At 36.4% G+C, this 13,034-nt stretch carries 8 protein-coding genes; 7 read left to right on the top strand and 1 reads right to left on the bottom strand.

Features of this window, described 5'->3' with window-relative positions; all coding sequences use genetic code 11:
• Window positions 1-6 precede the first annotated feature (6 nt).
• The 3 genes from rnhA to C4S54_RS01770 are packed head-to-tail and all read left to right on the top strand — an operon-like array spanning window position 7 to window position 2,277.
• Window positions 7-495, top strand: coding sequence for a ribonuclease HI (gene rnhA, locus C4S54_RS01780; RefSeq protein WP_103867986.1), 489 nt, complete (start codon window positions 7-9; stop codon window positions 493-495).
• Complete coding sequence (locus tag C4S54_RS01775) at window positions 492-1,109, top strand: metallophosphoesterase (RefSeq protein ID WP_103867985.1); 618 nt, start codon at window positions 492-494, stop codon at window positions 1,107-1,109. The genes rnhA and C4S54_RS01775 overlap by 4 nt, the downstream gene beginning before the upstream one ends.
• Entirely contained in the window at window positions 1,084-2,277 is a 1,194-nt protein-coding gene (locus C4S54_RS01770) for a hypothetical protein (protein WP_103867984.1), read from the top strand. Before C4S54_RS01775 ends, C4S54_RS01770 begins: the two co-directional genes overlap by 26 nt.
• Before the next feature lie 114 nt (window positions 2,278-2,391).
• On the opposite strand, the gene fsa is transcribed toward C4S54_RS01770, so the two are convergent.
• Window positions 2,392-3,045 carry a fructose-6-phosphate aldolase gene (fsa, locus tag C4S54_RS01765; protein WP_022774517.1) on the bottom strand — a complete coding sequence of 218 codons (654 nt, stop codon included), beginning with the start codon at window positions 3,043-3,045 and terminating at the stop codon, window positions 2,392-2,394.
• Between the two features lie 320 nt (window positions 3,046-3,365).
• Between fsa and C4S54_RS01760 the strand changes: the two genes are divergently transcribed.
• The 4 genes from C4S54_RS01760 (at window position 3,366) to C4S54_RS01745 (ending at window position 13,033) form a co-directional block, all read left to right on the top strand.
• Complete coding sequence (locus C4S54_RS01760; protein WP_103867983.1) at window positions 3,366-8,861, top strand: MSCRAMM family protein; 5,496 nt, start codon at window positions 3,366-3,368, stop codon at window positions 8,859-8,861.
• The gene (locus tag C4S54_RS01755; protein ID WP_103867982.1) at window positions 8,854-9,450 is read left to right on the top strand and encodes a sortase; all 597 of its coding nucleotides are present in this window, start codon (window positions 8,854-8,856) and stop codon (window positions 9,448-9,450) included. Before C4S54_RS01760 ends, C4S54_RS01755 begins: the two co-directional genes overlap by 8 nt.
• 132 nt (window positions 9,451-9,582) lie before the next feature.
• On the top strand, window positions 9,583-11,364 hold the full coding sequence (locus tag C4S54_RS01750) for an MATE family efflux transporter (protein WP_103867981.1): 1,782 nt from the start codon (window positions 9,583-9,585) through the stop codon (window positions 11,362-11,364).
• Between the two features lie 115 nt (window positions 11,365-11,479).
• Entirely contained in the window at window positions 11,480-13,033 is a 1,554-nt protein-coding gene (locus C4S54_RS01745) for a sodium:solute symporter family protein (protein ID WP_103867980.1), read from the top strand.
• Window position 13,034: the final 1 nt, after the last annotated feature.

Here is a 13,034-nt window from a genome sequence, read left to right as displayed (position 1 = left end):
AATAAATTGAAAGTTGAATTATATTCAGACGGGTCAGCCAGAGGAAACCCGGATGGACCCGGAGGATTTGGAACAATACTAAGGTACGTGGATACCAAAGGCGCTATCCATGTAAAAGAGCTCAGCGCCGGATTTGACAAGACCACAAATAATCGAATGGAACTTTTGGGCGTAATATCAGGGCTTGAATGCCTTAACAGACCCTGTGATGTAGTTGTTACTTCGGATTCACAGTACGTACTTAAGCCCTTTACTGATCATTGGCTTGATAACTGGATTAAAAAAGGCTGGAAAACCTCCGGCAATAAACCGGTTAAAAATGTGGAACTTTGGAAGAGGCTTCTTGAGGCAACAAAGCCTCACAATATAACCTGGAACTGGGTTAAAGGGCATAATGGACATCCGGAGAATGAGAGATGTGATGAGCTTGCAACCACAGCTGCAGACCAGCCCAAAGAGCTTTTGAAACATGATGATGGTGGTGACCTTAGATGATTTACTATATTGCAGATTGCCATTTTTATCACGCTGCGCTTAATACCAAGATGGATAAGCGAGGCTTTGCAGATGTAACCGAAATGAATGAATACATGATAAAGAAGTGGAATGACAAGGTTACAAATGCTGACACTGTTGTGATTTTAGGCGATCTGTCACTTGGAAATGTTCAGGAGACCAATGAACTGATTCACAGACTAAAAGGAAAGCTTAGCCTTATTGTTGGGAACCATGACAAGTACATTGGAAAACCTGACTTTGACTTGGGGAGATTTGAATGGATAGATAATTACAGAGAGATTACAGATTCTCAAAAGAAAGTAATCTGTTGTCATTATCCAATGCCATTTTATGAAGGCCAGTACAGAAAGCGTCATAATGGGGATCCTAAGACGTATATGTTGTATGGCCATGTGCATGAGACGAGAGATGAAATGCTCATGCAGAGGATCATAGAGATGATCAGAAATACATCATATGTTCCTATTGGGAGTGAAACAGAAGGGTTCATTCCCTGTAACATGATCAATTGTTTTTGCAAAAGATCCGATTACACACCACTAACTTTGACAGAATGGATCAGGTATGAAAAAGGGGAGAAACAAATTTAACTGCATTATAGCTTCTTTTGCTATAGTGTGTTGTCTTACAGGTTGTCTGCCGGGATATAATTCCGCAGATGTTTTGATAGTTGATGCAAAAGCCTGGGTAAATGGGGCGAGCTACCTTATTACTCATAAGGCTTTTGCTTTTCTTTATGATATCGATCATATATCAGTCTTTAGTTTTACATCAAAGAACCCTCTGCTTAATGTTTGCAGAGGGAAGTACTTTTATAAGTTTAAGTCTCACAACTTATATGTAAATAATGATGATGGAAAAGTATATACAGATGAGCTCTTGCCTTACGCAAACAGCTGTTTTGAAGATCTGTTTAGAAATAGTCTTGAGCTGTCTGACTCTGAAAAGCTTGTCGTAGACTATGATCCGTACTATGAAATTCAGACTACAAGCTATCTTAGAAATAGTGGCTCTTTTTCCAAGAAAAATTCAGGTAGTACAGATTATCATGTAAAGGCATTTCCTACTGAATATACAAAGGCAAATGTAGATAATTACATTTATTCAGAATATCCTTATTGTGGAGAAATTGATGGATGTTACATCATTACTGAAAAATCTTGTGAAGATCTGCCGGAGATCGTATCTCTTAAGGAATATGCAACGAATTTTAAAGATAGTGATAATTCGATGATCTATTGTCCTGATGGATATATGAAGGTGAATGTTTTAGGTTTCGGTGATGATGGGTACATGGATATTTCTGCGGAAATATATAAAAAGGAATCAATTGTTTTCGATGATAAGGTGAAAATTGAGTTTTTTAATGAGTTTTCTCAGCATTATTCCTATGTTCGATCAGTTGACGATTATGAGCTTTTGGAATCTGATTACTATCCGGCTAATAGAGATTTCAGAGTAATCTTTTCGAATACTGATCCGGGACAGATATGTTCCATACATGTAAACGGTGATGAGTCCTATGATATATATCTGGCCGATGCGCCTTATAAAAAGGTGAAAGTAAAGAAGATTTTGACTAATGGCGCTGTTTACTCTGCAAAATATGAGACAAAAAAGTATGATGATAATTGGACAAAGCTGATAACATCTTCGCAAAGAGAGAAGGGAATTCATGAAGAGGGCCACCTGCAATCCAAAAAAGATACAATGTTTTCAAATGATGCAGGGTATACTTTAAATTTATATAAATGGTAATTTTGAATTTTAAATTCTTATATTAAGTGCTTTGGAGAATATAAAAAAGTCCTCACACCATAATGCCAGTGTGCGGACTTTTTCTTTTTGAATGCAAAGTTTTATTTTAAATGATCACTCGCCAAATACTGCAAGGTAGTCTTTCTGGAACTTCTCAATTCCTGCATCTGTAAGAGGATGATGAGTCATCTGTTCGATAACCTTGTAAGGAACTGTTGCAATGTCAGCACCTGCAAGAGCACAGTCTGTTACATGCATAGGATGACGGATAGAAGCAGCAATGATCTCTGTCTGAATGTTGTGGATGTTGAAAATCTCTGCAACTTCTGAAATGAGGTCTGTTCCACGAACGCTGATGTCATCAAGTCTTCCGAGGAATGGGCTTACGAATGCAGCGCCTGCTCTTGCGCAAAGAAGAGCCTGGTTAGCTGTGAAGATAAGTGTCATATTTACCTTGATTCCTTCGCTTGAAAGAACCTTGCATGCCTTAAGACCTTCAACAGTCATAGGAATCTTAACAACCATGTTTTTGTGAAGCTTTGCAATTTCTCTGCCTTCTGCGATCATGCCTTCAGCATCTGTAGTTGTTGCCTTAACTTCTCCGCTAATAGGGCCGTCAACGATAGAAGCAATCTCTTTTACAACTTCGTATACATCACGACCTTCTTTTGCTATAAGTGAAGGGTTAGTTGTAACTCCGCAGATAACCCCCATGTCATTAGCTTTTTTGATTTCTTCAATGTTTGCTGTGTCAATAAAGAATTTCATATCTGTAACTCCTTCAATAAATAAAATAGTTTTTATACACCTAAACTATTCTATCACGATTTATTTTATAAAAATGTCTTATTCTTGCTCATTTTCTATCATTTTGTGCTTGAGGGATGTATATGGGCTTTAAAAATAACATTTTTAAAGCGTTGCATAAGACTTTGAATGCCAAATTGTGGACGATACAACGAATTGTTTCACACAATTTACACAATTCAAACACTAATTCTTCAACATAAGTTTCCATAATATTAATAAATAGTATGCAATTTAATTCATCTGATTGATGAGTGATAAATAAAGGGGAGCACTGTTTTATGAAGAATAGAGTGATGAAGGCATTTTTATGTCTTTTTTTGAGTTTTAGTTTACTTGGAAGTAATGTAGTTACTTATGCAGAGGAAACAAATGAAGTATTAAAAATTGAAGATATTGAAGATGATGCTGCGTCAAAAAAAGTATCCGATGGATCTGATGAGGAAACTGAAGAGTCTACGGAAGAAATAAAAGATGAGTCAACAGAAGGATCTACAGAAGAAATAAAAGACGAATCAACAGAAGGATCCACGGAAAAAATAAAAGATGAGTCAACAGAAGGATCTACAGAAGAAATAAAAGACGAGTCAACAGAAGGATCCACAGAAGAAATAAAAGATGAGTCAACAGAAGGATCCACAGAAGAAATAAAAGATGAGTCAACAGAAGAATCTACAGAAGAAATAAAAGATGAGTCAACAGAAGAATCTACAGAAGAAATAAACGACGATGACGAAACTACCAATTTTATTTCAATCAAGGAAAATGATATTGAGTTTGTTTTTGAACCAAATGATTATTCCTTGCCGGAAAATGCCAGCTTTGCTGTTGAAGAAAAAGACTCTGAAAACTATTTAGGATCAGATGAACTAGAGAGTGCTGTTAGTGAGTCAATAAAGAATGGTAATGAATCTATTAAGCTTAAAGCAATAAAAGATGTAAAGATTTATGATTTTACTTTGACTTGCGACGAACAGCTTATTAGCGATTTTGGAGAAGAGATCGCCGTTAGGATCAGCAAGGATATCTTTGACGATGTAAGTAATCTGAAGGCTTTTTATATATCAGACGATGGTTATGAGGAAGTTGGATGTAAAACTACGGATGATTGGATTTATATTTATACCACTCATTTTTCCTCCTACGCCATAGTTTCATATGAGACTGCAACAGAGGAAAATTCAGTAGATGAGACAGCTCTTATTGACTCTGTAAAATTACTCCTTAATGGTGACGAGGTTACGTCAGATACTACAGTTTCTTTAAATGATGAACTAACTATAAAATATATATTCAAAAGTCCTTTGAGTTTAAACTATTCTGAAGATGCCATGAATGATGAAAATGCAGTATATTTGTCAGCAGGTAACACATATGCTTTACCTTCAATTGATACAGACATTTTTGCTATTCAGAATGACCTCACTTTTCCGGTTTATTTTTCAGATCAGACCACGAAATTTGGTGATGTAACAATTGATACTGATGGTAATGTAAAATTATATGTTACTTACGAAAATTTGAAACTGGTTTATGATGTGGTTTTCGGCGTGGCGTTTACATTAAACGCCGAATCTGTCGGAAGTAAGGAAGAATTTGCTATTACATTACCGGGCGGCAGCGATGCTCAGGCTTTAACTGTTAAGATTTCAGAGAATCAGCCTTCTGAGCCTGCAATTACTAAGACAAAAAGCAAACTTGATGAAGATAGCAATATATTATGGACAATTACTGTTACAGAAGCCGAAAATCCGGTTAGCTATGAGAATGGGTATACAGTTATTGATACTTTCGATTCTAATCAGAGCTATGTAAAAGGTTCATTTGAATGTAATGGAAGTGCAGTTTCAGATGAAAATGAAAATCTGAATATCAATGACAATACTAATACTATTACTTATTCTTTTGACTCCGAATCGAAGACTATTATTACTTACAAGACTCATATTGATTTTCTTTCATCAGGATCCACTCAAAATAGTGGAGCCATAACACTTTCAATAGAAAATACTGCAAGTCTTTATGATAAGAATAATTTAGACAATCCTATAACATCAGCAACAGTAGAAGATTCTGTATCATCTGCTGAACTTAAACAGTTCATAACAAAAAATGGTGGAGAGCTTAAATATGACAGCAGCAATAATACAGGTGTTGCTTCATGGACAATAACGGTCAATTCAAACGGATATTCTTATCAGAACCTTACTCTGTATGATGTTATATCTTCCTATGATGACTATACTATGAAGCTTGATGAATCTTCTGTTAAAGTGACTGAAAATGGAACAGACCTTGTAGCTGGAACAGATTATGAGATAGGTACAACTTCGGGAAGTTCTGATATTGGTCAGACGGCCTATACCTGGAAATTGGTATTTCTTGAAGATGGAAGCAAGCAGATAATAAAGGATCATACATACACTATTACATATAATACGATAATAGAAAACTATACAGAATTTCTTCAGACTAACCATTCAACGCTTCCTAACAATTATGCTTTTCTGGAATATGAGTATGACTATACAGGAAATGGTAATTACAAACCTTTAAAAGGACCAACACTGAGTAAAATATCTGTAACAGGTACCAGCGTTGCCACAAATGCTGCAATTGATATAGAGTTTGAGGAATACAATGCTGCTACACATGAGCTTACATGGAATGTTTTAGTAAATAAGAATAAGCAGAATATTACAGATGCAGTTGTAGAAGAAATAGTAGGAAATGGCCAGGAATTTGTAAGTGTCAGTAATGCTGTGATTTCAACAGAAGATACATCTGAGAATTATACTATTGATGAAGGCAGCAAAACACTTAGCGAAAACGAAGCTGGTAATAAGGTGATTAGTTTTGACGATGAACTTAATGGTGCCAGCGCCTCATTTACTATAGTGACGAAACTTACTGATGAAGAGGCTGAAGTTTGGTCAAACAATGTCACTAAAAAAAGTTATTACAAGGATACAGTAAAACTTACTTTTGCTGATCAGGCAACTGCGTCATCTGATACGGCTTATGCCAATTACGTAAGTACTGTGCTTGATAAAACAGCCGGAAGTTATAACTATGATACTCATGCTATTGATTACACAATAACTGTAAATGCCAATAAAATGGCTATGTCCCATATTGTAGTAACTGATGACCTTGGAACTAATGGATTGTCATTGGTTTCAGGTAGCATCGCAGTTAATGGAAACACTATAGATGAGGAAACATCTACTGATGCATATTATAGCTATGATTCAGATGGAGCTTTGAAAATATATCTTCCTAATGTAAATGATGATGAAGTCGGAACAGATAATGCCAAAAAGGTCATAACATTTTCTGCAAAAGTTAACGATGGAGATATATTTACATCGACTAATGGCGGTAAAGTATACGTTACAAATACAGCAAGTTTATCTACTTCTGCAATAAAAGGTTTTGAAGTAACTAAGTCTGTTAAGACCCAGTGGATCAATAAGGTCATAGAGAAGATTGCCAGCGTTGATACTACTACAAAAGAAATAACTTATAGTGTTTACTTTAACGGCAACAGGCAGCTTCTTCCATCAAATTTGATCTTGAGGGATACATTGGGAGAAGACCTTTCGCTTGATGAAACATCTGTAAAATTGTATGTTGGCTCCATTAATGCTTCTACAGGTGAGATAACTGCTGAAAATGAAGAAACAGATTACACTGTTTTAGTAACACCAAACGGAGAGAAGACACAGCTTGATGTGACACTCCCTCAAAGGGAGAATAATACAAACATTTATGTTCTTACCTATAAAGCTATGCCAACTGAAATAAAAAGTGGTGGTGATTACTCCAATGCTATTTCACTTGTTGGTTACTCTTCAAGCGCTGTTAACAGCTCAAAAGCAGATTTAAGCGTCAGCTCTTTTGGCGGAGGATGGACCAAGGATCCTCAGGTTTTGTATATTACAGTTACAGATAGTGATGACAGTGATATTGTTTTATCCGGAGTTAAGTTTGCAGTTACAGATAAAGATGGCAATAAAGTTGCTACTTTAACAACTAAATCAAACGGAAAAGCAACTCTGATTGGAAAACTGGCTGATAGCACAGACTATACAATTAGTGTAATTGAAGAATCTATTCCTAATCTGTATGAATTTGTTACAACTGATCAGATACTTACTACGGAAGAATCCGGTGGAGTTCAAAATGCTAAGACCATTTCTTTTGTGGCAAAAAAGAAGACAAAAGAAGTAAAAATATCGAAGGTTGATAGTTATGGAAATGCTTTAAGTGGAGTTGACCTTTCTATTTCAAGGACATTAACAAATAATACTACAAAAACTGAGCAGTTTACTTCATCTGAAAATGCGTACATATTTAATGCCGCATATGACGTGCATTACACACTTTCTGAAGCTGAAGAAGATGTTCCTTTTGGCTATGAAAAAGCTGATGATATAGTTTTTTATATTGACGAAAACGGCAATTTAAATTTGTGCGATGCGCAGGAAGGCAGCTTTAATACTGTAGATGGCGATGAAATACAAATGGTAGACAAAAACCTGGACACATACACGTTTACAGTGGATGTAGTTAATCAGGAAAATACAAGCCTTACAGGAGCTGAAATATCAGTATATGAAGCTTCAGGATCTGACCCTGTTCGTGTATATAATACAACCGGAAGCAAAATATCAATAAGTTTACCTTCCGGAGACTACTATATTAAACAAAGTGAGGTACCATTTGGCTATGTTTCTGAATCAGCTATTGTTAAAGCTATAAGAATCGACTCAAACGGTGATTTTTATATTCAAACAGAATCAGATACTGATACTGAATATGTAAGTACTGAATCAAACTTTGTATTTATAGATGTTAATGACGAAGAGATTACAGCCTGTGTTGAATTGTTTGAAGAAGATGAGCTTTCAACAGTACTTGAAGGTGTAACACTTACCCTTTATGAGCTGACTGATAACGAGAATAAAGCTGAAATAATTGAGTCCTGGATAACAGATGGCAAAAGCAAGACCTTATACCTTGGATATCAGAAAATATATATTCTCAGTGAAACAGAAGGCCTTGATGGCTATGAAAAAGCTTCATCAATCAAGTTTACAGTTCTCAGATCAGATGATAATGATGTTGTAGAAATTATTTCAAATGATGGCTCTACCAGTGCACTTGAGGATAACAAAGTAGTTCTTTTGACAACTATTAAACTTCCTACATTTGAAAGTGGTAGTAAAGGGCCAAATAAAGCTCCACAGACTGTTACTAAGCCTGAAACAGAAAATGAGCCTTCAGAAGGTGAAAAAACCGGATCAGAAGTAGGCGATAATACAAATGAAGGTGAAAATCCTGAATCGGGTAAAGATACAGTTGTAGAAAAGGATACAGATAAAAACAAAGAGACTGTCACGGATTCGGATACAGCTAAAGGTTCTGATGTACAGGCTGGTGCAGGCACAAATTCAAATGCAGACGCAGACACCGATACAAATACATCTACAGACACAGATACAGATAACGACGCAGATACAAGTGCAAATACAACAGATACATATGAACAGGCTGACAATTCTGCCATAATAAATGCAACTGTCGAAAGTGTTAGCTTAGAAGACGTATCAGAAGATGAAACATTAGATGCAAATCAGCAGTCTATAAAGGGTATAAACAGACTGGCTAAGACAGGTGGATTTATAGGAACAGTCTTATCTTATGTTCTTGGAATTATATTGATTGTAACAGGTGCTTTCATAGTTTTTAGAAAGAAGAAGATTAATGAATAATATTTTATTCAAGATAGTAAAGAGCTTCCTTGGCATATTTGTTTTGAGTATGGGCGTATATTTAATAATAGCGTCCATACAGCTTAACATAAGCCAGAAAAAAGAGGTTGAGGATACTATTCAAAAAATAAAGCAGGAGAGGGAAGAGTTTTTACAGACAGGTATAATTTCTAGTGTTGGATCATCAGAGAGTGATGGAGAAAACGAGTACATTTTAAGAATTCCCTCAATTGACAGTGAAAATGTAGTAACTGAAGGAACTTCAAAAGAAGCTTTAAAAGCTGCTCTTGGTCATGAATCTGATACTGTTTTGCCAGGTGAACTAGGTAACTGTGTAATAGCAGGGCACAGGAATTATACTTTTGGAAAGTTTTTCAACAGGCTTGAAGAAGTAGAAATAGGCGATATGATCTATATTGATACTCCTACAGATACATATAGCTATAGAGTTTATGAAATAAAAACTGTAAAACCTGAGGATGTTGAAATACTTGAAAATACTGACAAAGAAATTTTAACTCTTTACACTTGTACACCAATCTATATAGCAACGCACAGGTTGGTAGTTATAGCAGAAAGAGTATTTTAATAACTTCCCATATAGGAACAATTAACCTATATGGGAAGTTATTTTATTATTAGAAAACTTTAATAAGTGTATAATTTGTTTGGTGATAAAATATATCTGTAAATACGTCAATGACAATCAAGGAGTGTGATTATGAATAAAAACATTTCTAAAGTTTCTGATTTTCAAATGACTGCAAAACTGTTGTTCAGACTCTTACCGGTACAGATACTCTTAAATTCTATTAGTGCTATTAATGGTATAGTTACAGGCTTCTTTGCATCTAACTATGTTGGAGAAGCTGCCATGGGTGCCGTAGGTCTTTATAATCCAATTAGTCAGCTTGTAGGTGCGATAAGCTTTATGCTTTTGACCGGTTCTGTTGTTATCTGCGGCAAATATATGGGCAAGAATCAGGTTGGACAAATGCAGAATGTTTTTACACTGGATATTCTGTTATGTACTATTATCTCAGCTGTAACAGCCGCGATATTGATCATATTGGCTATATTTGATCTGACATCTTTTATTGCTCCTGAGAATTCGTCCAGGCTTGTGTTTAATAGATTTTTACTCGGTCAGGCGCTTGGAATTTTCCCCTTATTTATTGGCAATCAACTTGCGGCATTTCTTTCTCTTGAAAACAAATCCACCCGAACTACTATAGCAAGTATTGTATATATAGTCGTCAATCTGATTTTTAATTATGTCTTTGTTCAGGTACTTCATTTGCAGGCCTTGGGACTTGCAATTGCATCGTCCCTTGGAATGTGGGTGTATATGCTGGTTCAGGCCCAGTTCTTCTTTACGCCACAAGCATCAATAAGACTTAATTTTAAGGGCTTTAGGTGGGATGATGCAAAAGAGATTGTTACTATCGGATTCCCTGGAGCAATAGGAAATGGATATCAGACTATCCGTGGATTGATTGTCAATGGACTTATTATTTCCTATGTAGGAAATGTTGGCATTTCTGCTTTTGCGGCTTCTAACGCGATAATGGCTTTCTTTTGGGCGATTCCCGCCGGAATGCTGAATGTATCAAGAATGATGATAAGTGTAAGTATTGGAGAAGAGGACAGAACTACTCTGAAGAACGTAATGAGGACTGCGCTTTTTAGATTTATCCCTCTTCAATGCGCAGTTTCGGCATTTATTATTCTAATGGCAAAGCCCTTTACTTTGGTTTTCTTCCAAAATCAGTCAGAACCGGTTTTTGCCATGACTATGTGGGGATACAGAATCCTTCCTCTATGTATGCCGCTTGCAGTATGGCTTATGCATTTTAGTTGCTATGCACTTGCTTCAAATAGAAAACTTTTAGTGCATATATATGGAGTATTGGATGGATTCGTTTGTGTAAGTGCTTTTACCGCCGTTTTGATTCCTTTTTTGGGAATGAATGCTGTTTATTTTGCCAATGTTCTAAATGGCATTGTGGGCGTTTTAATTGTTATCATTTATGCAATGATCAAGAATAAAAAAATACCTCAAAACATAGACGAGCTTATGGTAATCCCTGACAATTTCGGCGTGGATGAAGATCATAGACTGGAATTGTTGGTTCAAAAGCCAGATGACGTGACCGGAACTTCTGAAAATGTACAAAACTTCTGTATAAGTAAAGGCATAGATAAAAGAAGAGCGTATTTTGCCAGTCTCTCCCTTGAAGAAATGGCAGGGAATGTAGTAAGACACGGTTTTGCTATGGATAACAAAAAGCATAATCTCACTGCCAGAGCAATAGTTAAAGACGACGATGTTATACTTTGTATTAAGGATGACTGCCAGCCCTTTGACCCTGTTCAAAGGCAGCGCCTTGCTGATCCTGATGATAAGACCACGAACATCGGACTAAGGATGGTCTATAGTATCGCCAAGGATTTTACTTATCAAAATGTTTTAGGTTTGAATGTTCTTACAATAAAGATTTGATTATTCTAAAGGCCACTAATTTAATTGGTGGTCTTTTATTATATTTATTGACTTGTACGATTTAAAGCGTTAAAGTATTAAAAGAACACATCAAAATATTGCTTGGGAGGTTTGTATGATTATTAAAGTGTTGTTGCTTGTTGTATTTTTTGCGGTGATGCTGTTTATTGGTTTTACCTGCAGAAAGAACTCGACAGATGTTAATGGTTTTGTTCTCGGCGGAAGGTCTGTTGGCCCCTGGGTTTCTGCGTTTGCCTATGGAACAAGTTACTTTTCTGCTGTAATCTTTGTTGGCTATGCAGGACAGTTTGGCTGGAAATATGGAATAGCTGCTACCTGGGTAGGAATTGGAAATGCTTTTATCGGATCACTTATGGCATGGACAATTCTTGGCAGAAGAACAAGGATCATGACACAGCATCTTAATTCTGCTACAATGCCGCAGTTCTTTGCATCCAGATTTGGAGGCTCATCGCTTAAAATTGCCGCATCTGTGATTACTTTTATTTTCCTTATCCCATATACAGCTTCTTTATACAACGGTCTTTCAAGACTCTTTGGAATGGCATTTAATATTGACTATTCTGTTTGCGTTATAGTCATGGCAGTTCTTACGGGAATATATGTAATTGCGGGTGGTTATATGGCAACAGCCATCAACGATTTTATTCAGGGAATAATTATGCTCTTTGGTATATCAGCAGTAGTTATTTCTGTACTTAACAGTCAGGGAGGATTTCTTGCATCACTTGACGGACTTGCAAGAATTTCTGATGAGACGGTAAGTACAACTCCAGGTATTTTTGCTTCTTTCTTTGGACCAGATCCTTTAAACCTTCTAGGCGTTGTAATATTAACATCCCTTGGAACCTGGGGACTTCCACAGATGGTGCAAAAATTCTATGCCATAAAAAGTGAGAGAGCAATCTCTAAGGGAACCTTGGTTTCTACCTTCTTTGCCTTCGTAGTTGCCGGCGGATGCTATTTCCTTGGCGGCTTCGGAAGACTTTTTTCAGACAGAATAGATATTGCTGCAAATGGATATGACAGCGTTGTACCTGCAATGTTATCAGGGCTTCCTGATATTCTTATTGCAGTTGTTGTGGTGCTTGTTTTATCAGCTTCTATGTCCACACTTTCATCACTTGTTCTTACAAGTAGTTCAACGCTTACTCTTGACCTTTTAAAGGGCCATGTTATCAAAAAGATGGATGAAAAGAAGCAGATTCTCATAATGAGATGTCTTATCGTTGTGTTTGTAGCTGTTTCAGTTGTTATAGCAATTGTTCAGTACAAACAAAATGTGACTTTTATTGCTCAGCTTATGGGAGTTTCATGGGGAGCTCTTGCCGGAGCCTTTCTTGCACCTTTCTTATATGGACTTTACTGGAAGGGAACTTCTAAAGCCGGAGTATGGTGCAGCTTTATCTTTTCGACGGTAGTAATGCTTGCAAATATGCTTGTAAGACCAAGTTTTCCAAAACTCTTACAGTCTCCTATAAATGCCGGAGCTTTTTGCATGATTGCAGGACTTGTTATTGTTCCTTTGGTTTCTGTATTTACTAAAAAGCCTGATAAAGCCTTGGTTGATAGCGCCTTTGCGTGCTACAATAAGGAAGTTATGGTTCATCAGAGTACATCACTTTCTGACGAAGAAAACATAGCTTAAA

The organism is Butyrivibrio sp. Su6, from assembly GCF_900108105.1.
Lineage (GTDB): Bacteria > Bacillota > Clostridia > Lachnospirales > Lachnospiraceae > Butyrivibrio.
Note: the sequence above shows the minus strand (reverse complement) of the source record. Positions and strands in the feature narration are given on the sequence as shown.